The sequence below is a fragment of the Aeromonas sp. QDB54 genome, assembly GCF_027707385.1.
Classification (GTDB): Bacteria; Pseudomonadota; Gammaproteobacteria; order Enterobacterales; family Aeromonadaceae; genus Aeromonas; species Aeromonas hydrophila.
This window is the reverse complement of record NZ_JAPCIT010000006.1, coordinates 105,039-131,776: the sequence shown is the minus strand read 5'-3', so window position 1 is coordinate 131,776 and position 26,738 is coordinate 105,039. Positions and strand designations below refer to the sequence as shown.

The 26,738-nt window shown below is 61.1% G+C and carries 22 protein-coding genes; 10 read left to right on the top strand and 12 right to left on the bottom strand.

The features are described from left to right. Positions 1–211 precede the first annotated feature (211 nt). From PG881_RS07880 to PG881_RS07870, 3 genes are read left to right on the top strand one after another with little or no spacing between them, the layout of a single operon-like run. Positions 212–1,306 carry a putative 2-aminoethylphosphonate ABC transporter ATP-binding protein gene (locus tag PG881_RS07880; protein ID WP_270799097.1) on the top strand — a complete coding sequence of 365 codons (1,095 nt, stop codon included), beginning with the start codon at positions 212–214 and terminating at the stop codon, positions 1,304–1,306. Beyond that, entirely contained in the window at positions 1,303–2,988 is a 1,686-nt protein-coding gene (locus PG881_RS07875; RefSeq protein ID WP_270799095.1) for a putative 2-aminoethylphosphonate ABC transporter permease subunit, read from the top strand. The genes PG881_RS07880 and PG881_RS07875 overlap by 4 nt, the downstream gene beginning before the upstream one ends. 18 nt (positions 2,989–3,006) lie before the next feature. Then, positions 3,007–4,413, top strand: a complete 1,407-nt coding sequence (locus PG881_RS07870; RefSeq protein WP_270799093.1) for an FAD-dependent oxidoreductase — start codon at positions 3,007–3,009, stop codon at positions 4,411–4,413. A 116-nt stretch (positions 4,414–4,529) separates the two neighbouring features. Here the strand turns inward: PG881_RS07870 and PG881_RS07865 are convergent, their stop codons facing one another. Continuing rightward, positions 4,530–4,985, bottom strand: a complete 456-nt coding sequence (locus tag PG881_RS07865) for a YcgN family cysteine cluster protein (protein WP_045525058.1) — start codon at positions 4,983–4,985, stop codon at positions 4,530–4,532. Positions 4,986–5,280: 295 nt separating this feature from the next. Between PG881_RS07865 and PG881_RS07860 the strand changes: the two genes are divergently transcribed. Next, on the top strand, positions 5,281–5,979 hold the full coding sequence (locus PG881_RS07860) for an SDR family NAD(P)-dependent oxidoreductase (RefSeq protein ID WP_197918148.1): 699 nt from the start codon (positions 5,281–5,283) through the stop codon (positions 5,977–5,979). A 145-nt stretch (positions 5,980–6,124) separates the two neighbouring features. On the opposite strand, the gene PG881_RS07855 is transcribed toward PG881_RS07860, so the two are convergent. From PG881_RS07855 to sdhC, 9 genes are all read right to left on the bottom strand, one after another. Beyond that, positions 6,125–6,592 carry a GNAT family N-acetyltransferase gene (locus PG881_RS07855; RefSeq protein ID WP_135354320.1) on the bottom strand — a complete coding sequence of 156 codons (468 nt, stop codon included), beginning with the start codon at positions 6,590–6,592 and terminating at the stop codon, positions 6,125–6,127. A gap of 128 nt (positions 6,593–6,720) precedes the next feature. Then, on the bottom strand, positions 6,721–7,593 hold the full coding sequence (sucD, locus tag PG881_RS07850; protein ID WP_005300222.1) for a succinate--CoA ligase subunit alpha: 873 nt from the start codon (positions 7,591–7,593) through the stop codon (positions 6,721–6,723). Then, positions 7,593–8,759, bottom strand: coding sequence for an ADP-forming succinate--CoA ligase subunit beta (sucC, locus tag PG881_RS07845; RefSeq protein ID WP_016350506.1), 1,167 nt, complete (start codon positions 8,757–8,759; stop codon positions 7,593–7,595). Before sucC ends, sucD begins: the two co-directional genes overlap by 1 nt. Positions 8,760–8,981: 222 nt before the next feature. Continuing rightward, a complete protein-coding gene (gene odhB, locus PG881_RS07840; protein ID WP_146061808.1) occupies positions 8,982–10,169 on the bottom strand; it encodes a 2-oxoglutarate dehydrogenase complex dihydrolipoyllysine-residue succinyltransferase in 1,188 nt (395 codons plus the stop codon). Between the two features lie 92 nt (positions 10,170–10,261). Then, a complete protein-coding gene (gene sucA, locus PG881_RS07835; RefSeq protein WP_270799082.1) occupies positions 10,262–13,072 on the bottom strand; it encodes a 2-oxoglutarate dehydrogenase E1 component in 2,811 nt (936 codons plus the stop codon). Between the two features lie 122 nt (positions 13,073–13,194). Next, positions 13,195–13,911 carry a succinate dehydrogenase iron-sulfur subunit gene (locus tag PG881_RS07830; protein ID WP_011705798.1) on the bottom strand — a complete coding sequence of 239 codons (717 nt, stop codon included), beginning with the start codon at positions 13,909–13,911 and terminating at the stop codon, positions 13,195–13,197. Positions 13,912–13,927: 16 nt separating this feature from the next. Continuing rightward, on the bottom strand, positions 13,928–15,694 hold the full coding sequence (sdhA, locus tag PG881_RS07825) for a succinate dehydrogenase flavoprotein subunit (RefSeq protein WP_011705797.1): 1,767 nt from the start codon (positions 15,692–15,694) through the stop codon (positions 13,928–13,930). A 1-nt stretch (position 15,695) separates the two neighbouring features. Next, positions 15,696–16,040: a succinate dehydrogenase, hydrophobic membrane anchor protein gene (gene sdhD, locus PG881_RS07820; protein ID WP_011705796.1), complete on the bottom strand. Its 345-nt coding sequence runs from the start codon at positions 16,038–16,040 to the stop codon at positions 15,696–15,698. Next, positions 16,034–16,423 (bottom strand): succinate dehydrogenase cytochrome b556 subunit, encoded by a 390-nt coding sequence (gene sdhC, locus PG881_RS07815; RefSeq protein WP_011705795.1) that lies wholly within the window; start codon positions 16,421–16,423, stop codon positions 16,034–16,036. The genes sdhD and sdhC overlap by 7 nt, the downstream gene beginning before the upstream one ends. A gap of 424 nt (positions 16,424–16,847) precedes the next feature. Between sdhC and PG881_RS07810 the strand changes: the two genes are divergently transcribed. The 3 genes from PG881_RS07810 to PG881_RS07800 all read left to right on the top strand — a co-directional run bounded on the left by PG881_RS07810 (position 16,848) and on the right by PG881_RS07800 (position 19,162). Further along, positions 16,848–18,134, top strand: coding sequence for a citrate synthase (locus PG881_RS07810; RefSeq protein ID WP_005300205.1), 1,287 nt, complete (start codon positions 16,848–16,850; stop codon positions 18,132–18,134). Positions 18,135–18,228: 94 nt separating this feature from the next. Next, complete coding sequence (locus tag PG881_RS07805) at positions 18,229–18,555, top strand: DUF4377 domain-containing protein (protein ID WP_270799079.1); 327 nt, start codon at positions 18,229–18,231, stop codon at positions 18,553–18,555. 112 nt (positions 18,556–18,667) lie between these two features. Beyond that, positions 18,668–19,162, top strand: coding sequence for a GNAT family N-acetyltransferase (locus PG881_RS07800; protein ID WP_029301085.1), 495 nt, complete (start codon positions 18,668–18,670; stop codon positions 19,160–19,162). Positions 19,163–19,221: 59 nt separating this feature from the next. Here PG881_RS07800 and fabB read toward each other — a convergent pair whose 3' ends face one another. Next, on the bottom strand, positions 19,222–20,433 hold the full coding sequence (fabB, locus tag PG881_RS07795; RefSeq protein ID WP_270799076.1) for a beta-ketoacyl-ACP synthase I: 1,212 nt from the start codon (positions 20,431–20,433) through the stop codon (positions 19,222–19,224). Between the two features lie 90 nt (positions 20,434–20,523). Here fabB and mnmC point away from each other — a divergent pair, with 90 nt between their 5' ends. Then, on the top strand, positions 20,524–22,542 hold the full coding sequence (gene mnmC / locus PG881_RS07790; RefSeq protein ID WP_270799074.1) for a bifunctional tRNA (5-methylaminomethyl-2-thiouridine)(34)-methyltransferase MnmD/FAD-dependent 5-carboxymethylaminomethyl-2-thiouridine(34) oxidoreductase MnmC: 2,019 nt from the start codon (positions 20,524–20,526) through the stop codon (positions 22,540–22,542). A gap of 82 nt (positions 22,543–22,624) precedes the next feature. On the opposite strand, the gene PG881_RS07785 is transcribed toward mnmC, so the two are convergent. Then, entirely contained in the window at positions 22,625–23,224 is a 600-nt protein-coding gene (locus tag PG881_RS07785; protein WP_161785100.1) for a DUF922 domain-containing Zn-dependent protease, read from the bottom strand. 335 nt (positions 23,225–23,559) lie between these two features. Between PG881_RS07785 and dcuC the strand changes: the two genes are divergently transcribed. Then, positions 23,560–24,912: an anaerobic C4-dicarboxylate transporter DcuC gene (dcuC, locus tag PG881_RS07780; protein ID WP_016350497.1), complete on the top strand. Its 1,353-nt coding sequence runs from the start codon at positions 23,560–23,562 to the stop codon at positions 24,910–24,912. Between the two features lie 130 nt (positions 24,913–25,042). Beyond that, on the top strand, positions 25,043–26,701 hold the full coding sequence (locus PG881_RS07775) for a bifunctional metallophosphatase/5'-nucleotidase (protein ID WP_270799070.1): 1,659 nt from the start codon (positions 25,043–25,045) through the stop codon (positions 26,699–26,701). The last annotated feature ends 37 nt before the right edge of the window (positions 26,702–26,738 follow it).

Here is a 26,738-nt window from a genome sequence, read left to right as displayed (position 1 = left end):
AGGCCAACTCAAGTTGGCCTTCGCTTTTTGGCATCTCCTCCCCTGTTTGTGTCGTTCTCAATGGGTGGCACCTAACCCATCTACAAGCGACCAAGCCACTTGCTGGCGACCCGATGTCATCTGACGGTCATCAAGCTGTCATCCCCCGATCACCTGACCGTCACATTTTGCCCGTAAACTGGTATATACCAAATCAGTAGCGAGTCGAACCATGACCCAGCCCTATCTGGACATTCAACATCTCAACAAGCAGTTCGGTGCTTTTCAGGCCCTCAAGGGGATCTCTCTGACCATTGAGCCGGGGGAGTTTATCTGCTTTCTCGGCCCCTCAGGCTGCGGAAAGACCACCTTGCTCAGAGCCATCGCCGGGCTGGATCTGCCGGACAGTGGCGAGATCTGGCAAGGAGGGCGCAATATCTCCCAGCTGCCGCCCCAGCAGCGCGACTTTGGCATCGTGTTTCAGTCCTATGCCCTCTTTCCCAACCTGACGGTGGCCCAGAACATCGCCTTCGGCCTTGAGAATCAAAGGCTGGCACGGGATCTCATCAAGGAGCGGGTCGATCACTGGCTGGGACTGGTGGATCTCACGGCCCAGTCCCACAAATACCCAAGCCAGATCTCCGGCGGCCAGCAGCAGCGGGTGGCGTTGGCCCGGGCACTGGCCCTATCCCCTGGCCTCTTGCTGTTGGACGAACCGCTCAGTGCGCTGGATGCGCTGGTGCGCACCCACCTTCGCAGCGAGATTCGCGCCCTGCAGCAGCGCCTTGGCATCACCACCATCATGGTGACCCACGATCAGGAAGAGGCGCTGACCATGGCCGATCGCATCGTGGTGATGGAGGGCGGCCGCATCGTGCAGGTGGGCACCCCGCAGGCGATCTACCACCAGCCTGCCAGCCGCTTCGTGGCAAGCTTTGTCGGCACCATGAACTTCCTCGAGACCCTGGTGCTGAGTCCCACTCAGGTGCGCCTTAACGAGCAGCCGCTGACACTTGCCAACCGGGCCGCGGCCGGCAGCAAATTGCAGGTGGCGATCCGCCCCGAGGCGATCACCCTGAGTGCGCCGAGCGAGCTGTCTCTTGGGCAGCACGGCATCGACGCACAGATTGATCAGGTGGAGTTTCTCGGCGCAGCCCAGCGCCTTATCTGCACCGCCGACACCTATCTGGGCCCGCAGCAGATCCTGGTGGAGCGCCCGACCCACGAGCTGCCCCGCCACGAACAGGGTGGCTGGCGCAGCGGCATGCGCTGCTCGCTGCACTGGCCCGCCGGGGCGATGCAGCTGTTTGAAGGAGATCGCCCATGACAGCCCCCCTCACGACCTCCTCCCTGTTGCCGCCAGCGCCAGCCCGGCAAGACGCCCGCTGGCAGCGGCTTTGTCGCGGCTGGAGCCGGGATCAGCTGCTGCAACTGATCCTGCTTCTGCTCGGCATCGCTCTACTGGTGGGGGGCCTCTTGCTGCCACTGCTCACCATGCTGCAAAAGAGCCTGCAGGATGAGAACGGCCTCTGGGTGGGGCTTGCCAATTTCAGCGCCTATTTCGACTCCCCTCATCTGGGGCGCACCATCGGCAACACCCTCTGGCTCGGGGTGCTGATCACCGCGCTGGTGGTAACCATCGCCTTTGGCTACGCCTATGCCCTCACCCGCACCTGCATGCCGGGCAAGCCCCTGTTTCGCCTCATCGGTCTTATTCCGCTGTTGATGCCCTCCCTGCTGCCCGCCATCAGTCTGGTCTACTGGTTTGGCAATCAGGGAGTTGCCAAGGGGCTGCTCGGCGGCGAGAGCATCTACGGCCCCATCGGCATCGTCATCGGTCTGGGCTTCTGGTGCTTCCCCCACGCCCTGATGATCCTTATCACGGCGCTGGGCCAGAGCGATGCTCGCCTCTATGAAGCCTCCCGGGTGCTCGGCAGCCGCGGCTGGCGCACCTTTGTCACCGTCACCCTGCCCACCGCCCGCTATGGCCTGCTCAGCGCCGCCATCGCCGTCTTCACCCTCACCATCTGCGACTTCGGGGTGGCCAAGGTGATTGGCGGCCAGTACAGCGTGCTGGCCACCGACATCTACCGACAGGTGATCGGGATGCAGAACTTCTCGCTGGGCGCCGTTGCCAGCGTCACCCTGCTGCTGCCGGCGCTCTTGAGCTTTGCGCTGGAGCACAGGGTGCGCAGCAAGATGCAGGAGCAGAGCAGCACCAAGGCGGTGCCCTATCGCCCCACGCCCCATCGGCTGCGGGATCTGCTGGCGCTCGGCTGGTGCACGCTCTGGGCACTGCTGTTTCTGGCGCTGGTGGGTATGGCCGTTTACGGCTCCCTAGTGCAGTTCTGGCCCTACAACCTCGGGCTGACGCTGGATCACTACGCCTTTGACAGCAACAGTGTCTATGGCTGGCAGCCCTTTACCAACACCTTGCAGCTGGGCCTCTATACCGCGCTTATCGGTACCGTGCTGGTGATGGTGCTGGCCTGGGCACAGGAGAAGGGGCGCCACTTCGCGCCGCTGCGCCAGTTGCTGCATCTGCTCGCCATGCTGTCGCTGGCGGTACCCGGCATGGTGCTGGGGCTGGGTTACATCTTCTTTTTCAACGGCAATCCGCTCTTTGGCACTCTCTATGGCACTCTGCCGCTGATGGTGCTCTCCTGCGTCATCCACTACTACACGGTGGGCCATATGACGGCGCTGACCAGCCTCAAGCAGTTGCCCAAGGAGCTGGAGCTGGTGGCCATCTCATTGCGCATTCCGCTCTGGAAGGCGTTCTGGCGGGTCACCCTGCCCGCCTCCCTGCCAGCGCTCTTGGAAATCTTCATCTATCTGTTCGTCAACGCCATGACCACCACCTCGGCGGTGATCTTCCTCTATTCGAGCGACAGCGTGCTCGCCTCCATGGCCACCCTGATCCTGCTGGCCGCCGCCACCGTCAAGCTGCTCCAGCTCTTTTTGAGCCGCACCCTGCTGGATCGCACCCAGCGCTGGCGCCACCCATAACCTTGTCGAGGAGTCATCATGTCCACTCTCCCCTTCTGGCTGGCCGAAGCGCTCGCCGCCGAACAGCCCGTGCCGCCCACGCCCCTCGTCGGCCACCACGAGGTCGATGTCTGCATCGTCGGTGGCGGCTTTACCGGGCTGTGGAGCGCCATCGCCCTTAAACAGGTCGAGCCACACTTGCGCATCATGGTGCTGGAGAAAGATCGCTGCGGCAGCGGTGCCTCCGGGCGCAACGGCGGCTGCCTGCTCACCTGGTCGGCCAAATACCTGACCTTAAAGCGCCTCTTTGGCGAGCAGCAGGCCGCCTGGCTGGTGCAAGGATCCGAGCAGGCGGTACACGAGATTGCACGCTTCTGCGAAACGCACAACATAGAGGCACAGCTGAGGGTCGAGGGCACCTGTTACACCGCCACCAGCGAGGCGCAGCGCGGCCTGATGGAGCCGGTATTACGGGAGCTACAGCGAGCCGACCTTAACCAGTGGCAGGCGATTGAAGAGGATGAACTGGCGAGTCAGAGCGGCTCCCACGTTCATCTGGAGGGGCTCTACAGTCCCCACGCGGGTTCGGTGCAACCGGCACTGTTGGTGCGCGGCCTGCTGCGGGTGGCGCGGGAGCTGGGGGTCGAGGTCTATGAGCACTCCCCCATGCAGCGGCTTGAGGCAGGCCAGCCTGCACGGGTGCAAACGCCGCAAGGTGAGGTATGTGCCCGCAAGGTGGTGCTGGCCCTCAACAGCGCCATGGTGCAGCACTTTCGCGAGTTTCGCCGCAGTATCGTGCTGGTCTCCTCCGACATGGTGATAACCGACCCCGCGCCGGATGCACTGGCTGCCCAGCAGCTTGCGCACGGCCGCTCCGTGGTGGATGGCCGCACCTTTGTCCACTACTACCGCTCCACCCCGCAAGGGCGGCTGATGCTGGGCAAGGGGGGCAACACCTTCGCCTTTGCCAACCGCCATCTGGCCGAGTTCGATGCGCCGAGCCGTTATCTTGCCCCCCTCACCCGCACCCTGCGCCGCTTCTTTCCGGCGCTCAAAGAGGTGCCCATCGCCGCCAGCTGGTGCGGCGCCTCCGACCGCTCGGTAGATGGCCTCCCCTTCTTCGGCCACTGGCGAGGGCAGCCCAATATCGTCTATGGCCTCGGCTATTCCGGCAACGGGGTGGCACAGAGCTGGATCGGCGGCCAGATCCTGGCGGCCTTGGTGCGCGATGAAGTGCGGGAGGAGGACAAGCCGTGGCGCGACTGCGCGCTGGTCAGCGGCCCGCGCGGCTACTTCCCGCCCGAGCCGTTTCGCTGGCTGGGGGCCATGGCGGTGCGCAATGCCATCCGGCGCAAGGAGCGGGCGGAAGATGAAAACCGCTCGGTGGCCTGGTATGAAAAACAGCTGGCCAAACTTGCCGATGCGGCGGGCAAGGCCGATAAATAGGCGCCTTCACAGCGCTTTGTAAGGAGCCAGAAAGCCGAAGGGGCAAGAGAGTGATGACTCCCCTGCCCCTTCGCAGTTGGTACGGCTTGCGACTGGCCCGATAGACAGGCCTGGCGTTAGCTGGCCCAGGTAATGATGTGATCGATCCAGTCGCCGGCATCCACTTCGTGCACCACCTTGCCGCGCACCGACTGACCGGCCTGGTGCATGGCGCTGCGGCTGCCGGTGATAAGCGGATGCCACTCTGGCAGACTCTGCCCCTCCGCCAGCAGGCGATAGGCACAGGTAGAAGGCAGCCAGTCATATTCGGCAATCTTGTCGTGGGTGATCTGCAGGCAGTCCGGCTCTTTTTTAAAGCGGTTGCCGTAGTCGGAGCACTGGCAGGTCTTGGTATTGAGCAGGTTGCAGGCCACGTTGGTGAACACCAGCTCCTCGGTGTCCTCGTCGATCAGCTTGTTCAGGCAGCACTTGCCGCAGCCGTCGCACAGGGACTCCCACTCCATCATGGTCATCTGTTGCAGGCTTTTTACCTGCCAAAAGGGGGCGTTCTGCACGGGTTCACTCTGCTGCATAAAAGTTGGCTCACTCAATACACTGACAAGCGCGTGGTTATACGCCCTATGGCCCGATTTTTCAAGGTTGGTGGAGGTTTTGCCTATCGTATGAGGTCGATGCGATTACCGACGATTCATGTGATCCCATCCAGATAATCAGGTTGTTAGATCTCCATCTAACGGCTGTCATTTCTACCCACTGATGGGCGGAAATAGCTGTGGCATACTAGCCTCCCCCGCAGATCCGAATATGCTCTGCTATTCGAACCTGCGGATGAACATAAACTGGCCATATGGATTAATGGATGGTGTGATGAAGGCAGTATTGATAACGGGGGCAAGCAGAGGATTAGGGCTGGCACTCGTCCAAACTTTTTATGAGTACAAGTATCAGGTTTATGCGGTTGTCAGAACTGTCAATGCCTATGACATGCTGACGGCTACATACCCTGGAGTCTCTGTGCTTGTTGCTGATGTAACTCATAAAAACTATGAGGCACAGCTTTCCGAATTTATAGAGAACACGGAGATAAATATTGTCATAAATAATGCTGGCTCCGCTGGCACTCCGGGTATAGATACCAAACGCAGCACAGGCGACCAACTCATTTATGAATTTAAAACGCACTGTGTCGGTGCTCTTTCTACCGTCAACGCCCTGCTGAGCCATGCAAATAGAATGCAACCATCCTTGATCGTCAATATAAGTTCAAGGAGAGGATCATTGAACATGCAAGCAGCAGGCGCAACCAAGGGAATTAAGTGCTCTTTCTCTTATCGCATTGCGAAGGCGGCCCAGAATATGTTGTCACTCTGCATGGCGGATGATTTGGAAAGCATGGGTATTAAAGTGATCTCGGTCCACCCCGGGGCACTGCTCACCGAAATGGCCCCTGCCGATGCGACGCTGACACCGGAGCAATCCGCAAGCAGACTGGTTGACATGATCGAGCGTGATGATGTTAATTCACGGGATTTTATTTGCTTGGAAACAGGCAAACTTCCGTGGTAAATCGCAACGTTGACTCGAACAATACGGTCTCAAACACAGGCTTGTAGTTTACGAGCCATTCAATACGAATGGCCAATTACAGCAAACTCTCACAATCAGGTAGGCCAAATGTAACCAATCTTGCGACCTCCCCTATAAACCATTTTTATACAGCCGCGTGCCATACCATGATAGTCGTTTCCCAGTGACCATGATTTGATTCATGTATTGCGTTGAAGCCTTGTTCACGATAGAAGTCAACGTTATGTGTTTCGCACTGCAAGTAGAGTGTCGCAACACCACGGGAAACGGCCATGTCCCTGGCGACATTAATCATTTTTTTGGCAATGCCTTTTCTACGGTGTGCAGCAGGAACATAGACACCACCAATCCAGAACTCATATTCAGGGTGGTTTTTATTTTCCTGAATTTTCAGCTCCAATGTTCCAACCAGTTCTCTATCGTCATGTGCAACCAAGCTAAATGGAAAGTTTCTATTTAGAGCTATGCTTTCAACCTTTCTACGTACCATCTCTTTCGTAACACCGGGCACATGAGAGGCCCATTCATCGAAATACCAGTCGACGATTGTCGATACTTCATGCGGACTATCCGCAAGCAATGAAATTTCCATATATCCTCTTTACCAAAATAGAAAAGCATTCTTAAATTCACGAGAACAGATAATAATGTCAAATCATTAGAAATAAAAATGCCGCCCATTGGGCGGCATTTTAATCAGAGATAACGGACCGGAAGAAATTACCAGCCGGTCACTTCACGCAGGGCTTTGCCGATATCGGCCAGGGAGCGCACGGTTTTCACGCCGGCATCTTCCAGGGCGGCAAATTTCTCGGCCGCGGTGCCTTTACCACCGGCGATGATGGCGCCCGCATGACCCATGCGCTTACCTGCCGGGGCGGTGACGCCCGCGATGTAGGAGACCACCGGCTTGGTGACGTGGGCCTTGATGTAGGCCGCCGCGTCTTCCTCGGCATTGCCGCCGATCTCGCCGATCATCACGATGGCTTCGGTCTGCGGGTCATTCTGGAACATCTCCAGGATGTCGATGAAGTTGGAACCCGGGATGGGGTCGCCACCGATGCCGACGCAGGTGGACTGGCCGAAGCCCTCGTCCGTGGTCTGCTTGACCGCTTCATAGGTCAGGGTGCCGGAGCGGGAGACGATGCCCACCTTGCCCGGCTTGTGGATGTGGCCTGGCATGATGCCGATCTTGCATTCACCCGGGGTGATGACGCCCGGGCAGTTGGGGCCGATCATCCGTACGCCGGTTTCCTGCAGCTTCACCTTGACGTCCAGCATGTCCAGAGTCGGGATGCCTTCGGTGATGGTGACGATGAGCTTGATGCCGGCATCGATGGCTTCCAGGATCGCGTCCTTGCAGAACGGGGCCGGCACATAGATGACGGAGGCAGTGGCGCCGGTGGCTTCCACGGCGTCACGGACTGTGTTGAACACCGGCAGGCCCAGGTGGGTAGTGCCACCCTTGCCCGGGGAGACGCCGCCGACCATCTGGGTACCGTAGGCAATCGCCTGTTCGGAGTGGAAAGTGCCCTGACCGCCGGTAAAGCCCTGGCAGATCACCTTGGTGTCTTTGTTGATCAGAACGCTCATTATTTGGCCTCCGCTGCTTTTACCACTTGCTGAGCTGCGTCAGTCAGACTCGTTGCGGCGATGATATTGAGGCCGCTGTCGGCCAGTTTACGGGCACCCAGTTCGGCATTGTTGCCTTCCAGACGCACCACCACGGGCACTTTCACCCCCACTTCCTTGACGGCGCCGATGATGCCTTCCGCGATCATGTCGCAGCGCACGATGCCACCGAAGATGTTGACCAGCACGGCTTGTACCTTGCTGTCGGAGAGGATGATCTTGAACGCCTCGGTCACCCGCTCCTTGGTGGCGCCGCCGCCGACGTCCAGGAAGTTGGCCGGTGAACCGCCGTGCAGGTTGACGATGTCCATGGTGCCCATGGCCAGACCTGCGCCGTTGACCATGCAACCGATGTTGCCATCGAGCGCCACATAGTTCAGCTCCCACTGGGCGGCGTGCGCTTCGCGGGGGTCATCCTGGGATGGATCGTGCATCTGGCGCAGCTTGGGCTGACGGTACAGGGCGTTGGCATCGATGTTGATCTTGCCGTCCAGGCAGTGCAGGTTGCCCTGAGCGGTGATCACCAGCGGGTTGATTTCCAGCAGGGCGAAGTCGCAGTCCAGGAACATCTGGCCCAGACCCATGAAGATCTTGGTGAACTGCTTGATCTGCTCGCCAACCAGACCCAGTTTGAAGGCCAGCTCGCGGGCCTGATAAGGCTGCGGACCAACCAGCGGATCGATGGCGGCTTTGTGAATCAGTTCCGGGGTTTCGTGGGCGACTTTCTCAATCTCCACGCCACCTTCGGTAGAGGCCATGAAGACCACGCGGCGAGAGCCACGGTCAACCACGGCGCCCAGATAGAGCTCCTTGGCGATGTCGGTGCAAGATTCCACCAGGATCTTGGTAACCGGCTGACCGTTGGCGTCAGTCTGATAGGTCACCAGGTTCTTGCCGAGCCAGTTCTGGGCGAAGGCACGGATCTCGTCCTTGCTCTTGGCCAGCTTGACGCCGCCCGCTTTACCGCGGCCACCGGCGTGGACCTGGCACTTGACGACCCAGGTGTTGCCGCCAATCTTGTCGGCCGCTTCGGCCGCTTCCTGCGGGGTGGCACAGGCATAACCTTCGGAGACCGGCAGGCCATACTCGGCAAACAGCTGTTTTGCCTGATATTCATGCAGATTCATAGATGCTCTATCCGTGTTGTAGGTATTTCCGTCCGGGGCTCGTGTTTCTCAATCCCCTGTGAAAGGGGCCAAGGCGGCCCCTCGTTATCTTTCTAATTTCACTTTCACTCAGACGTTCCGTCGAGGCCGGCTTGGCCCCCGCTTGCCGCCGAACGGGAAGTCCGGCAGCAAGCTTGTGGCGCGAGCCGTCAAGCCGAAGGCTTGCCGGTCCGGCCGATGTCTTTAGACGTCCAGCAGCAGACGGGTCGGATCTTCCAAGAGCTCCTTGATGGAGACCAGGAAGCCCACCGACTCGCGGCCGTCGATGATGCGGTGATCGTAGGAGAGCGCCAGGTACATCATCGGCAGGATCTCGACCTTGCCGTCGACGGCCATGGGGCGGTCCTGGATTTTGTGCATGCCCAGAATGGCGCTCTGGGGCGGGTTGATGATCGGGGTGGACATCAGGGAGCCAAACACGCCACCGTTGGTGATGGTGAAGTTGCCGCCGGTCAGTTCATCCACGGTCAGCTTGCCGTCACGGCCCTTGCCGGCCAGGTCTTTGATGGCCTTCTCGATGTCGGCCAGGCTCATGTTGTCGCAGTCACGCAGCACCGGGGTCACCAGACCACGGGGGGTGGAGACGGCGATGCTGACGTCGAAGTAGTTGTGGTAGACGATGTCGTCACCGTCCAGCGCCGCGTTCACTTCCGGGTAGCGCTTGAGGGATTCCACCACCGCCTTCACGTAGAAGGACATGAAGCCGAGCTTGATGCCGTGCTTCTTCTCGAAGATCTCGCCGTACTGCTTGCGCAGCTTCATGATGGGCGCCATGTTGATCTCGTTGAAGGTGGTCAGCATGGCGGTGGTGTTCTTGGCCTCCAGCAGACGCTCGGCGATGCGCTTGCGCAGACGGGTCATGGGCACGCGTTTCTCGGTGCGACCGGCCAGCGGGGCGACCGGTGCAGCCGGGGCTGCAGCGGCAACCGGGGCGGCGGCAGGCTTGTTGCCACCCTTGATGAAGGCTTCCACGTCTTCCTTGGTGACGCGACCGCCCTTGCCGGTACCGGTCAGCTTGGCGACGTCGATGTCATGCTCGGCCACCAGGCGGCGCACGGAGGGGCTCAGACCATCGGCAGCGTCATCGGCCACCACTTCAACCGGCTTCTCCTTGGTCTCTTCACCGGCCACCGGGGCAGGCTTGAGCATGGCGATCAGCTGGCGGGAGAGCACGGTCGCGCCTTCGCTTTGCAGGATGTCGCCCAGCACGCCGGCTTCCGGCGCCGGCACTTCCAGCACGACCTTGTCGGTCTCGATGTCGACCAGCACTTCATCACGGGCAACCAGATCACCCGGTTTCTTGTGCCAGGTGGCGATGGTGGCATCCGCCACTGATTCCGGCAGGTCCGGTACTTTGATCTCGATAGTCATCTAATCAGTTCCTTGTTACTTCTTGGCCAGCAGGCTTGTTCCAGAGTCGGAGAGGGTCGGCGCAACGACGTGCCCTCTCCTTCGCAACGGGTTTATTCCAGGGTCAGCGCGTCTTCCACCAGGGCTTTTTGCTGCTTGGCGTGGACTGACATGTAACCGACGGCCGGTGAAGCCGACGCCGGGCGACCGGCATAACGCAGACGGGCATGGCTTGGCAGCACGCTGTCGTAGTGATGACGGGTGCAGTACCAGGCGCCCTGGTTCTGCGGCTCTTCCTGACACCAGACAAAGTCGGTGACGTGGGCATAGTCTGCCAGGATGGCGCGCACTTCCTCTTCCGGGAAGGGGTAGAGCTGCTCAATTCGCACCAGCGCCACATCTTGCTGCTCGGCCTTGCGACGGGCATCGAGCAGGTCGTAGTAGACCTTGCCGGAGCAGAACACCACGCGCTTGACGCCCTTCGGATCCAGCGCATCGATCTCGCCGATGGCGTTCTGGAAGGTGCCTTCGGCCAGCTCTTCGAGCTTGCTCACCGCCAGCGGGTGGCGCAGCAGGGATTTGGGCGTCATCACAATGAGCGGACGGCGCATCGGGCGCACCACCTGGCGACGCAGCATGTGGAACACCTGCGCCGGGGTAGAGGGCACGCACACCTGCATGTTGTGCTGGGCACACATTTGCAGATAGCGCTCCAGACGGGCGGAGGAGTGCTCCGGGCCCTGCCCTTCGTAGCCGTGCGGCAGCAGCATGGTCAGGCCGCACATCCGGCCCCACTTCTGCTCGCCGGAAGAGAGGAACTGATCCACCACCACCTGGGCACAGTTGGCGAAGTCACCGAACTGGGCTTCCCAGATGGTGAGGCCGGCCGGCTCGGCGCTGGCGTAGCCATATTCAAACGCCAGTACCGCGTTCTCGGTCAGCACCGAGTCGTACACCTCGAACGGGCCCTGTTCGTCGTGCAGGTTGCACAGCGGGGTGTAGGTGCTGGCATCGGTCTGGCTGTGCAGCACGGCGTGGCGGTGGAAGAAGGTGCCACGGCCGGAGTCTTCACCGGTGAAGCGGATGCGCGAGCCTTTGTCCACCAGGGTGGCGTAGGCCAGGGTCTCGGCAAAGCCCCAGTCCAGCAGCTTCTCGCCGGCGGCCATCAGGCGACGGTCTTCGTAGATCTTCTCGACCTGGCGCTGCAGCACGTGGGTGGCCGGGTACTGGCTGATCCGCTCGCCGAGGGACTTCAGATGATCCATCGGCACTGTGCTGTCATAAGCCATGGCCCAGTCGTGACCGAGATAAGGGGTCCAGTCGACGGAGTGCAGCTCCATCGGACGCCACTCCTTGCTCACCCGTTCACCGCGATCCAGGGTCTCGCGATATTCGTTGACCAGGGTAGTGGCCAGCTCCTGACTGATGCAGCCTTCCGCCACCAGCTGGTCGGCGTAGATCTTGCGCGGGGTCGGGTGCTGTTTGATCTTCTGGTACATCAGCGGCTGGGTCGCACTCGGCTCGTCGGCCTCGTTGTGACCGTGACGACGGTAGCAGACCAGCTCGATCACCACGTCGCGCTTGAAGGTGTTGCGGTAATCCAGCGCAATCTGGGTCACCAGCACCACGGCTTCCGGGTCATCACCGTTGACGTGCAGCACGGGGGCCTGCACCGCCTTGGCGATGTCGGTGCAATATTCGGTAGAGCGCAGGTCACGGATGTAAGAGGTGGTGAAACCCACCTGGTTGTTGATGACGATGCGCACCGTCCCGCCCACGCCATAGGCACGGGTCTGGGACATGTTGAAGGTCTCGGCCACCACGCCCTGACCGGCCATGGCCGAGTCGCCGTGGATGGTGATAGGCAGTACGGTCGAGCCGTCCTTGTCACCACGGCGGTCCATACGGGCACGGACCGAGCCGATGACCACAGGGTTGACGATCTCGAGGTGAGACGGGTTGAAGGCGAGCGCCAGGTGGACGTTGCCGCCCGGGGTGGCGAAGTCGGACGAGAAGCCCATGTGGTACTTCACGTCACCCGTGCCCCAGGATTCGCCGTGTTTGCCGGCAAACTCGTCGAACAGGTCCTGGGCGCGCTTGCCCAGCACGTTGATCAGCACGTTGAGACGGCCACGGTGGGCCATGCCGATAACGGCCTCTTTGCAGCCCTGCTCACCGGCGCGACGGATCAGCTCTTTGAGCATGGGCACCATGGCATCGCCCCCTTCCAGGGAGAAACGCTTGGCTCCCGGGAATTTGGCGCCCAGGTATTTTTCCAGCCCTTCGGCGGCGGTCAGGCTCTCGAGGAAGCGGGTCTTCTCTTCCAGGGTGTAGCTCCCCGTCCCTTCGATGGATTCGAGACGCTGTTGCAGCCAGCGCTTCTCCTCGGTGGAGGTGAGGTGCATGTAGTCGGCGCCGATGCTGCCGCAGTAGGTTTTCTTCAGCGAGGCATACAAATCGGAAAGCACCATGGTCTCGCGACCGATGGCGTAGGAGCCCACGTTGAAGGTGGCCTCCATGTCTGCGCCCTGCAGGTTGTGAAACGCGGGATCCAGTTCGGCAACGGTTTCACGCGCCCAGAGGCCGAGCGGATCCAGATTGGCGTTTTGATGGCCACGGAAGCGGAAGGCGTTGATCAGCTGCAATACCCGCACCTGCTTGGCATCCACTTGCGGATCGGAGACGGGGGCACTGTAGCGGGAGGGATCCTTGGCCAGGCGACGGAAATAATCGCGGACTCGGGAGTGAGGTTGTTCTATCGCATGGCCATTGACCTGGGGCAGCGAGCTAAACAGGCTGCGCCACTCTTCGGCTACGGACTCGGGGTCTTCCAGGAAGGATTCGTACAAATCCTCAATATAGCTTGCATTCGCACCAGCCAGGTGAGATGACTCCAACCAGGCCTTCATCACGCCGTTATGCATTTCTATCCCTTGTACATCTTGTTCACTGCAGCGCAGCTTGTAGGGTTTAAATAGCCATCCAGCCATGGTGACGGATGGCTATCCAGAGGTCGGGCCTGGCGCGTGACGCCCTGGCCCTGATACTAAACAGCCCGATTGAGCAGCATCGACTTGATCTGACCGATGGCCTTGGTCGGGTTCAAGCCCTTGGGACAGACGTTCACGCAGTTCATGATGCCGTGGCAACGGAACACGCTGAAGGCGTCATCCAGATTACCCAGTCGATCGGTAGCAGCGGTATCGCGGCTGTCCGCCAGCCAGCGATAGGCGGCGAGCAGACCGGCCGGGCCGATGAACTTGTCCGGGTTCCACCAGAAGGAGGGGCAAGAGGTGGAGCAGCAGGCACAGAGAATACACTCGTACAGGCCATCCAGCTTGGCGCGCTCTTCGGGGGATTGCAGGTGCTCACGCACGGGCGGCAATTTTTCGTCGTTGATGAGGAAGGGTTTGACCTTCTCCCACTGGGTGTAGAACTGGGTCATGTCGATCACCAGATCACGGATCACCGGCAGGCCTGGCAAGGGGCGGATAACGACGTTATTGCCCTTCTTCAGCAGATCGGAGAGCGGGGTGATGCAGGCAAGACCGTTCTTGCCATTCATGTTGAGACCGTCAGATCCACAGACCCCTTCGCGGCAAGAGCGGCGGAAGGCGAGCGTGGGATCCAGCTCTTTGAGCTGGATCAGTGCGTCGAGCACCATCATGTCGGAACCTTCAGGAATATCAAGACGATATTCCTTCATATGGGGGACGTTATCAACATCCGGATTGTATCTGTAGACAGAGAATGTGACGTTCATAGGGCTAGCTCCGCAATCAGTAAGTCCGGACCTTGGGCGGGAACGCCTCACGGGTCTTGGGTGACATGTTGACAGCGCGACGGGTCATGGACTCGGTGTCCGGATGATAGAGGCTGTGGCACAGCCAGCTTTCATCGTCACGCTCCGGGAAATCGAAGCGGCTGTGGGCGCCCCGGCTCTCGGTACGGAAGTTGGCAGCCACCGCGGTGGCATAGGCCGTCTCCATCAGGTTGTCCAGCTCCAGGCACTCGATGCGCTGGGTGTTGAACTCCTTGGAGGTGTCGTCCAGACGGGCGTTCTTGAGGCGCTCGCGGATGAGTTTCAGCTCGGCCAGCCCTTCGGCCATGGCATCGCCTTCCCGGAATACGGAGAAGTTGTTCTGCATGCAGCGCTGCAGGTCCTTGCGGATCTGCACCGGATCTTCACCGTCACGGCAATTTTCCCAACGATTGAAGCGGGACAGCGCGGCGTCGATATCAGCGTCGGAGGCGGCGCGGCCGTGCTCCATCTCGCTCAGGGTGTTGACCAGGTGCATGCCGGCGGCGCGGCCAAATACCACCAGGTCCAGCAGCGAGTTGCCGCCCAGACGGTTGGCACCGTGCACGGAGACGCAGGCGATTTCGCCCACCGCAAACAGACCGACTACCGGCACGTCGTTGCCGTCCTTGTCCTGGGTCAGGCACTGGCCGTTCACGTTGGTCGGCACGCCGCCCATCATGTAGTGGCAGGTCGGAATGATGGGGATGGGCTCTTTGACCGGATCCACGTGGGCGAAGGTGCGAGAGAGCTCGCAGATGCCCGGCAGACGGGATTCCAGCACCTCTTTGCCGAGGTGATCCAGCTTGAGCTTGATGTGCGGGCCCCAGGGACCGTCGCAGCCGCGACCTTCGCGGATCTCGATCATGATGGAACGGGCCACCACGTCGCGACCGGCCAGATCCTTGGCGTTCGGCGCATAACGCTCCATGAAGCGCTCGCCGTCTTTATTGAGCAGGTAGCCGCCTTCACCGCGGCACCCTTCGGTCACCAGCACCCCTGCCCCGGCGATGCCGGTCGGGTGGAACTGCCAGAACTCCATGTCCTGCACGCCGACCCCGGCGCGCAGCGCCATGCCGACGCCATCACCGGTGTTGATATGGGCGTTGGTGGTGGACTGGTAGATGCGCCCGGCGCCGCCGGTGGCGAGCACCGTGGCCTTGGCCTTGAAGTAGACGACTTCACCGCTCTCCATGTCGATGGCGGTACAGCCGACGATGTGGCCGTCCTGGTTCTTCACCAGATCCAGCGCATACCACTCGGAGAAGACGGTGGTCTTGTTCTTGACGTTTTGCTGATAGAGGGTGTGCAGCAGGGCGTGACCGGTACGGTCGGCTGCCGCCGCGGTACGGGCCGCCTGCTCGCCACCGAAATTCTTGGACTGGCCGCCAAACGGACGCTGATAGACGGTGCCGTTGTCGAAGCGGGAGAAGGGCAGGCCCATGTTCTCCAGTTCATAAACGGCCTCGGGGCCGGTCTTGCACATGTATTCAATGGCTTCCTGATCACCGATGTAATCGGAGCCCTTGACGGTGTCGTACATGTGCCACTGCCAGTTGTCGTCGTGGGCATTGCCCAGCGCAACCGTGATCCCGCCCTGGGCAGAAACCGTGTGAGAACGGGTCGGGAATACCTTGGATAACAGAGCGCAGCTCTTGCCGGATTGGGCAATCTGCAGCGCGGCGCGCATGCCGGCGCCACCGGCACCGATCACCACCGCATCAAATTCACGAGTTGGAATAGTCACCTTACACCCCCCACAGTACAACGAAGCCGGTCATCAGGTAGACGAACAGCACCACTACCAGGGCAAATTGCAGCGCACCGCGCAACCCCACCGGCTTGATATAGTCGGTCAGCACCTGCCACAGACCGATCCAGGCGTGGATCAGTACGCACAGCAGCGCCAACAGGGTGAACACCTTGGTGAAGGTTTTGGCGAAGAAGCCGGTCCACACCTCGTAGCTGATGTCGTTGAACGCGACAAAGCCCACCAGGTAGAGGACATAACAGGTCATGATGAGGGCGGTGGCGCGGATCAGGATGTAATCGTGAACGCCGCTGCGCCCGAAGGTTGCAGAATTGGTTACCATACCAGTACCCCCGCCAATACCGCCAAAACCGCGGTGATCACGAAGGCCACGCGGGCACTCTGATTACCGGATTCCAGCTCTTCCCAATAGCCCATGTCCATGACCAGGTGACGCAGTCCGCCCACAATGTGGTAAGCCAGCGCAGTCAGGATCCCCCACAGCACGAATTTGACCAGGAAGTTGTCCATGATGGACACCACGGTCTCAAATCCTTCGGGAGAGGCGAGTGAAGTACCAAGCATCCACAGCAAGATTGAGAGCGCCACAAAGGTGATGACCCCTGAGACACGATGCAAGATGGAAGCGATGGCGGTGACAGGAAAGCTGATCGTCTGTAGGTCGAGGTTTACAGGTCTCTGTTTATTTTTCACGGCTTTGCCCACTCAGCTCCATTGAGCACGTTAGTTATTGTTTTTACACGCTTATGAGGGCATGGAGTGGCATTTGTTAGGTTTTTGTTACCAAAACAACTCAGGAAAGCCAAAAATAACATTTTCAATATCACATCTAGCTTTGCGAAAGCGTTTCAAACACCGACAGCCATCACCCACGAGGCGCAGTATATCGGCGGGCTTAACCAATGACAATCAATTAGCTACAAAGAAAACCCAAAACCGTAAACCAGATCTCACAACTCATTTAACAAATCATTAATGATCATCCAGCAAAATTGACAACAGCCCTGAACTCTGTTTCAAATAAGGCGCTCCAGCCGCCCTGGTACGGGTCAGAACCTTTGCCAGCGTCATCAAACTCGTAATAAAGTAGAGCTGGAATCAAATTATAAAAGAGCAAAGGAGACGTGCTATGGCTGATAAGATAGCCACCCTACATCTACCCGGTAAAGACCCGGTAGAACTCCCGATCCTGTCAGGAACTGTCGGACCCGACGTGATCGATGTCAGAAAACTGGGCGCGCAAGGGTACTTCACCTTCGACCCCGGTTTTATGGCAACCGGTTCTTGCAAATCATCCATTACGTACATAGATGGCGATCAGGGTGTCTTGCTGCACCGTGGTTACCCCATCGCCCAGTTGGCCACCCAGGCCAGCTATCTGGAAGTCTGCTACATCCTGCTGTACGGCGAGGCGCCCACCAAGGCGCAGTACACGGAATTCGAACGTCTGGTCACCCGCCACACCATGGTGCACGAGCAGATTGCCTTCTTCTTCCGCGGCTTCCGTCGTGATGCCCACCCCATGGCCGTCATGTGCGGCGTGGTCAGTGCGCTCTCCGCCTTCTATCACGATGCCCTCGACATCAACAACGAAGAGCACCGCGAGATCTGCGCCTTCCGTCTGCTCTCCAAGATGCCGACCCTGGCCGCCATGTGCTACAAGTACTCCATCGGTCAGCCGTTCATGCAGCCGCGTAACGCCCTCTCCTATGCCGGCAACTTCCTGCACATGATGTTTGGCGTGCCGACCGAAGAGTACAAGGTCAACCCCATCGTCGAACGCGCCATGGACCGCATCTTCACCCTGCATGCGGACCACGAGCAGAACGCCTCCACCTCCACCGTGCGTCTGGCCGGCTCCTCCGGCGCCAACCCGTTTGCCTGTATCGCCGCGGGGATCGCCTCCCTGTGGGGACCGGCCCACGGCGGTGCCAACGAAGCCTGCCTCAAGATGCTCGAGGAGATCGGCTCCGTTGACCGCATTCCCGAGTACATCGCCAAGGCCAAGGACAAGAACGATCCGTTCCGTCTGATGGGCTTCGGTCACCGGGTCTACAAGAACCACGATCCCCGTGCCACCGTGATGCGCGAAACCTGTCACGAGGTACTGACCGAGCTGCAGATCAAGGATCCGCTGCTGGACGTGGCCATGGAGCTGGAACGCATCGCGCTCTCCGACCCCTACTTCATCGAGAAGAAGCTCTACCCGAACGTGGACTTCTACTCCGGCATCATCATGAAGGCCATCGGCATCCCCATGTCCATGTTCACCGTGATCTTCGCCATCTCCCGTACCATCGGCTGGATTGCCCACTGGAACGAAATGCACTCGGATCCGGATCAGAAGATCGGCCGTCCGCGTCAGCTCTATACCGGTCAGCCGCAACGCGAGTTCACCCCGCTCGACCAGCGTTGAGTCACGGGTTTCGGATTTTTTGTTACAAAGGCGGTCATTGACCGCCTTTTTATTTGCCGCTCTAATGCCCCCCTTTCCATCGAAGGAGTTCATCATGAGACCACAGTTCCTCAGCGCCGCTGCCGCCCTGCTGCTCAGCGCCTGTCAAAGCGCCCCCACGCCAACTGCAGGCGAGACCCTCTACGTCAACAGCCAGCTGGTACACTGCGTCGGTGTCGGTCCCATGCAGTGCATGCAGGTGCGCAGTGACGAGCAGCAGCCCTGGACCCTGTTCTATCAGCAGATTGAAGGCTTTCAGTTTGAAGCCGGCTACCGCTATCAGCTGACCGTCAGCAAGCAGCAGCTCACCGATGTGCCGGCAGATGCCCCTTCCCTGCGCTACCAGCTCATCAAGGTCGTCAGCAAGCAGGCAGCGCGCTGATCAAAAAAGGCATCATTTGGAGATGTCTGTTCAGTTCATGACCCGGTTCTGGTACGCTGGTTGACGAATCCATTGTTTAATCAGCGTTTTCGGGCAGCCATGCCCCACCACTATGATCAAGATCCGCACGACCCGGGCCAACGACTGGCCCGCCATCATGGCCATTCAGGACGAGTGTTATCACCAGCTGGATCCTGAGCCCATCGAAGTCATGAGCAACAAGGCCGAACTGGCCCCCGCCTGCTGCTGGGTGGCCGAACACCAGGGCCAGGTGCTGGGCTATTTGCTCTGCCACCCCTGGCGCGCCCACCAGCCACCGCCGCTCTCCGTCCCCATTCAGCGCCTGGCCGGCAACGACGAGTTCTATCTGCACGATCTCGCCGTCTCACGGCAGGCCCGCGGCAAGGGCATAGGGCAGCGGCTGCTCGCCACCGCCCTTGCGTTTGCCGCAGACGAAGGGTTTGAGCACGCCGGTCTGGTGGCGGTGCAGGATGCGCCGGCCTTCTGGCGCAAGCAGGGCTTCCAGCCGGCCAGTACCCGCAAGTCCCTCACCGAATATGGCGAGGGTGCGACCTACATGCGACTGCCGCTGCCGCAACGGGGCTGACGATCACCCAATAAAAAAGGCGCCTTGCGGCGCCTTTTTTGCAACTCATGGTGGGCTCATCAAGCCTTGAACTTGCTGAACACCAGGGAGGCGTTGGTCCCGCCAAAGCCGAAGCTGTTGGACATGACGGTATTGAGATCCGCCTCTTCGTACTCGCGCACGATGGGCAGGCCTTCGGCCTTCTCGTCCAGGGTCTCGATGTTGATGCTGGGGGCGATGAAGCAGTGTTCCATCATCAGCAGGGAGTAGACGGCCTCGTGCACGCCGGCAGCACCCAGGGCATGACCAGTCATGGCCTTGGTGGCGGAGAGCTTGGGCGCATTGCTGCCAAACAGCGTCTGGATGGCTTCCAGCTCCTTGGTGTCACCGACCGGAGTGGAGGTACCGTGGGTGTTGATGTAATCCACCTTGCCGACACCCTGCATCGCCATCTTCATGCAACGCACTGCGCCTTCACCGCTCGGCGCGACCATGTCGTAGCCGTCGGAAGTGGCACCGTAACCGGTGATCTCGGCGTAGATGTGAGCACCACGGGCCAGGGCATGTTCCAGCTCCTCGACCACCAGGATGCCGCCACCACCGGAGATGACGAAACCGTCGCGATCCGCATCATAGGTACGGGAGGCTTTTTCCGGGGTGTCGTTGTACTTGGTGGACAGGGCGCCCATGGCATCGAACTGGATGGTGGAAGACCAGTCCAGCTCCTCGCCACCGCCGGCGAAGACGATGTCCTGCTTGCCGAGCTGGATCAGTTCCAGAGCGTGACCGATGCAGTGGGCAGAGGTGGCGCAGGCGGAGCTGATGGTGTAGTTGACACCCTTGATCTTGAACGGGGTGGCCAGGCAGGCGGAGGTGGTGGAGGACATGGTGCGCGGCACCATGTAGGGGCCCACACGCTTGACGCCCTTCTCGCGAGCGATATCCGCAGACTCGGAGGTGTTCTTGCCAGAGGCGCCACCGGAGCCGGTCACGATACCGGAACGCTCGTTGGACACCATCTCTTCCGGCAAACCGGCGTCTTCGATGGCCTGTTGCATGGAGAGATAGGCATAAGCCGCTGCATCACCCATGAAACGCATGACTTTACGGTCGATCAGTTCAGACGGGTCGAGTTTGATGTTACCCCAGACACGGCTGCGCAGGTTGTACTGTTCGAACTGCTCGGAATAGGTGATGCCAGATTTGCCTGCTTTCAGGGAGGCCAGCACTTCTTCCTTGTTGTTGCCGATACTGGAGATGACGCCGATACCGGTGATCACTGCTCTTCTCATTAATTCATCTCGTCTGGAAAAACTGGCGCCAAGTCTACCCGCTTTCGGCTGCCAAACTGGTCTGCTTTCACGTAGAATGCCCGCGATTTTGTGACGCGAGCAGAGGAAAACGTGAGTCAAACATCCTTACATCATGCCCGATTGGACTGGAATGAAGCGGGAACTCCAGTCTCCAGTGAGTTCGGGGATGTGTACTTTTCCAATGATAACGGTCTAAGTGAAACCCGCTACGTCTTTTTGCAGCAAAATCGGCTGCCAGCGCGATTTTCGCATCACGATAGTGACATTTTCGTGATAGGTGAGACAGGTTTCGGCACAGGTCTTAACTTTCTGGCGACAATGGCCGCCTTTCTGGAACAGGCGCCCCAATCCGGCAACGGTGCCCGCCTCCACTTCATCAGCTTCGAAAAATACCCGCTGACCCGGGAGGATCTGCGCAAGGCGCTGGCCGCCTGGCCAGAGCTTGCCACCTTCAGCCAGCCCCTCATCGCGCAGTGGCCGCTGCCCGTCGCAGGTTGTCATCGGCTGCTCTTTGCCGGCGGCCGGATCCGGCTCGATCTCTGGTTTGGCGACATCAAGGAGATGCTGCCCCAGGTGCCCCACCCGGCAGACGGGCTGGTGGACGCCTGGTATCTGGATGGCTTCTCCCCTGCCAAAAATCCCGAGATGTGGACGCAAGAGTTGTTCGACGGCCTGGCCCGCCTGGCGCGTCCCCACGCCACCATCGCCACCTTTACCTGTGCCGGCTTCGTGCGCCGCGGCCTGATTGCCGCCGGTTTTGCCATGCAGAAGGTGAAAGGACACGGCAGCAAGCGGGAGATGCTGGCCGGGGATCGTGCAGAGAAACAGCCACAGCAGACCATCGCCCCCTGGTATGCCAGACCCGCCGGCCGCGCGGGTGAGGTGCTGATCATCGGTGGCGGCATCGCCTCGGCCATGACGGCGCTCTCCTTGGTGGAGCGAGGCCGCAAGGTGACGCTCTTGTGCCAGGATGGCGAGCCGGCGACCGGCGCCTCCGGCAACCGGCAGGGGGCCCTCTACCCGCTGCTCAACGGCGAGCACGATGCCCTGTCGCGCTTCTATTCGCTGGCCTTCGGCTTTGCCAGAAGCCGACTGTTGTCCCTGGCGGAGCGCCACCCCGTCGCCTTCTCGCTGTGCGGCGTCACCCAGCTCGGCTATGACGACAAGTCCACCGCCAAGCTGGCCAAGATGGCGCAAGGCCCCTTCCCGCCCGAGCTGATGCAGGTACTTTCCGAGCCGGAGGTTGAGCAAGTGGTCGGCCTGCCCTGCGGTCACGGTGGCGTCAGCTATCCGCAGGGGGGCTGGCTCTGCCCGGCGGATCTCACCCGCGCCGCCATCAAGGAAGCACAAGCCAGCGGGTTGCTTGAGGTGGTTTTCAATACCGAGGTGATCGCCATTGCCGCACAGGCCGATGGCTGGCAGGTCGAGTCTCGTGACGGGCGCCGCTGGCAAGCCCCCAATCTGGTGGTGGCCGCCGGCCATCAGTTGCCTGCGCTCATCCCCTTTGCCGAACTGCCGCTCTATCCGGTGCGCGGCCAGGTGAGCTATGTGCCTACCTCGGTGAGCTTGAGCAAGCTCAACACCGTGCTCTGCTACGATGGCTACCTCACTCCGGCCCACCACGATCACCACTGCATCGGCGCCAGCTATGGCCGCAACCAGACCGACCTCGGGTTTCACGCCGACGAGCAGGCCCAGAACCAGGCGCGGCTGCAAGCCTGCCTGCCGCAGCAGAGCTGGCCCGCCGAGGTGGATGTGAGTGGCGATCAGGCCCGGGTCGGCGTGCGCAGTGCCAGCCGGGATCACCTGCCGGTGGCGGGACCAGTCGCCAGCTTGGCCAACCTGGCGGATCACTACGCCGGACTGCAGGGCGATCAGCAAAACGCACCGCCGTTGCCGCTGCATCCCGGCCTCTATGTGCTGGGGGCGCTCGGCTCGCGGGGACTCTGCTCGGCGCCCCTTTGCGGCGAGCTGCTGGCCAGCGAGATCTGCGGCGATCCGCTGCCGCTGGCAGCCGATCTGCTGGAGGCGCTCCACCCGGCCCGCTACTGGGTGCGCAAGCTGCTCAAGGGCAAGCCACTCCAGTGAGCGCTAAGGTGCTCGGCAAGGCGCAACAACAAAAAGGGCTCCCCGACGGGAGCCCTTTTTGTTCGATCAAATCCTGTCGGGCTCAGATGCCCTTTGGCCAGTTAAGGCCCAGCTTGCGACCGTGATCGGTCTGCTGCTGCAACTGGCTGAAACGCTGGCGCGAGCTGGCCAGTACCCCCTGCCCCCGTTGCCAGGCCTGATATTCCAGGGCGGCGCAGTCTCGCTCCACCGGCAGCTGCGCCAGCTGGATGCCGAGCTGGCTGACGCTCTCCAGCAAGATATCCTTGTGGCGGCTCTCGTAATCAAACATGGCGGCCACCAGCTTGTCCCACTTCTGGCGCTCGGCAGCGGAGGCCTTGGCCTTGTCCATCCAGTTCGGCACCATCACCTTGATCCGGGTGGTGACCCTGACTTGTTCCAGCTCGCAGCGCTGCGCCTCGGGACGGGTCTGCAACTGCCAGGAGAGTTGGTAGCTGGCCATGCCGATGTGGCCGTTGGCCCGGGCAGTGCCCGCGCTGGTCATCTGGCGCGCCAGGCTCGCCACGTCCGGTCCGGAAACCCGATAAAACTGAAAGTCGACCTTGATGTCAGGCACCGCCTTGATACCGGTGTAATGGGAACTCTCGGCCCCGGCCGTGGCGGCGAACAACATCAATGCCACCATGAAAACTTTGCTGACCATTCCCATCTCTGCTGCCTTGACCTCGTTGCTGGCGGGGTTGTTATTTTAATTAATAATCAACGCATTAATACTCGAAGCAGGAGATTAACCGCGATCCCCGCGACTGTCACCTACTCCCGTCACAAAGCCTAAGTGTCAGGTTGACAAGTCGCAACCCCGCACCGCCATTGATTTGCAAGCAAGATCACAAGTGATGCGCAACATCATGGCGAGATACCCCTTATTGGATAATAATCGCCGAGTTTTATGTCGATACATTTCGGGATTGGCCAGATTAACCTCCAAGTTGACGCCAGGAATGCATCCACCTTCATTCGTACTCAGGAACTCACTCTATGATGGAACTCCTTATCGGCACCCTGGTCACCCTGGCTGTGGGTCGCTACATCTTCAAGGGCTACTCGGCCACCGGGGTGTTGCTCAGCGGCGGCTTGCTGCTGCTGGCGATCACCGCCCTGATGGGCAAGGCGGTACTGCCCACCAGCGTCACCTCCACCGGCCACGTGGCCACCGACATCTTCGAATACGTGCGCTTCCTGCTGGTGGATCGGGGCGGTGGTCTCGGCATGCTGATCATGGTGCTGTGCGGCTTCGCCGGCTACATGAGCCACATCGGCGCCAACACCATTTTGGTGAAGCTGGCCAGCAAGCCGCTTGGCATCATCAAGTCCCCCTACATCCTGCTGGTTGCCGCCTATCTGGTGGCCTGCGCCATGTCGCTGGCGGTGAGCTCCGCCACCGGTCTTGGTGTGCTCTTGATGGCCACCCTGTTCCCGCTGATGGTCAACATGGGGATCTCCCGTGGCGCCGCGGCGGCGGTGTGCGCCTCACCGGCCGCCATCATCCTGGCCCCCACCTCCGGGGACGTGGTGATGGCTGCCCAGGCCGCCAACATGGAGCTGCTCGATTTTGCCTTCAAGCTGACCCTGCCCATTTCGCTGGTGGCCATCGCCGCCATGGCGGTGACTCACTTCTTCTGGCAGCGTTATCTGGATCAGAAGGCCGGCGAGCACAACGAGGCGGTCGCCCCGAGCGATCTCATCACCGATGCCCCCGGCTTCTACGCCATCCTGCCCTTCACTCCCATCATCGGGGTGCTGCTGTTTGACGGCAAACTCGGGCCCAAGCTCGACATCGTTACCATCATCGTCATCTGCCTGGTGCTGGCCGCCCTGCTGGAGCTGGCCCGCAAGCGCAACGGCAAAGAGCTGCTGGACGGGCTGCAGGTGTGCTGGCGCAGCATGGCCGACGCCTTCGCCGGCGTGGTGATGCTGCTGGTGGGTGCCGGGGTGTTTGCCCAGGGGCTGATGGGGCTCGGCTTCATCGCAAACCTCCTGGATCTGGCCCAGAGCTTTGGTACCGGCGGCATCGTCATCATGCTGGTGCTGGTGGTCATCACCACCCTGGCCGCCTTTACCACGGGGTCCGGCAACGCCCCCTTCTATGCCTTCGTGGAGCTTATTCCCCATCTGGCCACCAGCCTCGGCGTCAACCCCGCCTATCTGGTGATCCCCATGCTGCAGGCCTCCAACCTGGGCCGCACCATCTCGCCGGTCTCCGGAGTGGTGGTCGCCTGTGCGGGGATGGGCAACCTCTCTCCGTTCGAAGTGGTCAAGCGCACCTCGGTGCCGGTCGCGGTCGGCCTGCTGGTGGTGATCCTCGCCACCCAGATCATGGTGCCTGCCTAAATTGGCCGGGGCTCCCTGAGCGGCTGCCCCGCCTCTCCCTCGCGCTACCAGCCCGGCCTGCCGCCGGGCTGGTATCTCCCCCCACCATTGGAGTAGACTCGGTGCTCTTTTTTCTCTAAGGAGGACCGAGATGAGTATTACGGTTCAACTTGCCCACTTCAGTGACTGCCACTCCCATTTCGATGGCGCCCCCATGCGCTTCGCCCCCGCAGGCGAGTCCGAGTGGCGCACCCAGTGTGGTGGCTACCCCCGCATCCTGACCCGGCTCAACACCTTGCGCCGACAAGCCGACGCGGCGGGCCAGACCTGCCTGTTCCTGCACGGCGGTGACACCTTCCAGGGCTCGCTCTATTTCAACCGCTTCAAGGGGCGCGCCAACGCCGACCTGCTGAGCCTGCTGCGACCGGACGCCATGGTGATCGGCAATCACGAGTTCGATCTGGGCAACGGGCCGCTGGTGGAGTTTTTGCGCCAGCTCGATTTTCCGGTGCTGGCCGCCAATCTCGACAGCAGTCAGGAGCCCGCCGATGCCCCGCTGCGGCTGCGCGGCCTGCCCCAGTTGTATGACGCCAGCCGTCCCTGGCACCGGCGCATCATCGACGGCGTGCCTTTCGCCCTGCTCGGCATCACGCTGCCGCAGATGGCGGCCATCGCCAGCCCCGATCCCCATACCCGCTTTCACGGCATCGAGCAGACCCTGAAGGCCGCGCTGGCAGAGATCAAGGCCGCCGGCATCCGCCACATCATTCTGCTGAGCCACCTGGGGCTGGAGCAGGACAAACTGCTGGCCAAGCATTTCCCCGAGCTCAGCCTCATCATCGGTGGCCACACCCACAGCCTGCTCGGGGATCTGGCGCCGCTCGGTCTGGCGAGCGAGGGCAGCTATCCGCTGATGCGAAACGGCGTCGCCATCCTGCACGCCGCCCACAGCGCCCTCTGCCTCGGAGTGTGCGAGCTGGCGTTTGACCAGCACGGCCGGGTAGTGCGCAGCCGTGGCCAGCTGGAGTGGCTGCCCTGGCAGCCCTGGCCGTTTGCCTCGACGCCGCCGGCCGGGCTGCACTTCTGCGAGCCGGCGCCAGAGCTCGAGCAACTGCTGGCCAAACGCTACCGGCCCGAGCTCGAGACCATGACCCAGCGCATCGTGACCCGCCTTGGCGGGCCGCTGCACCATCAGCGACTGCCAGATGCCAGCCTGCCGGCCGGCAGCCAGGTGGCCCCCCTGGTGGCCAGCGCCATGCTGGCCGGGGCCCGCGAGCAGGTCGGTCAGGTGGACTTCGCCCTGCACAATGCCGGCGGGGTGCGCTGTTCCCTCGAACCCGGACCGCTTAGCGAAGCGGACATCGCCGGCCGCCTGCTGCCCTTCGCCATCCCGCTCACCCTCTATCGGGTGCACGGTCATGAGCTGGCCGAGGCGCTGGAGGGTGCCATCGACAACGCCACCAACAACGGCGTGACGGGCAATGGCAGCGGCAGCTTCCCCTATACCGCCGGAGTGCGCTTCTGTTATCAGGCGGACCAGCCCAAGGGGCGCCGGATCACGCGGCTGGAGTGGGAGCGCGCCCCCGGCCAGTGGCAGCCGGTCGAGGCCAATGCCATCTATCGGGGGGTTTCCAGCGCCTACACCGCCTCCGGCAAGGAGGGCTATACCGCGCTGGCCCGCACCCTGACCCAGCACAACCAGGAGCTCGGCATCACCCTGGCGGATGCCTTCATCCGCTGGGCCCGCTATCTGCCCGAGCTCGCCGCTGCGCCGGCACTGGTGGAGTATCAGGGGCCATCCACCCGGTAAGGATCTGCCGGGCCCCTTGGCGGTGGCCCGCCAGATC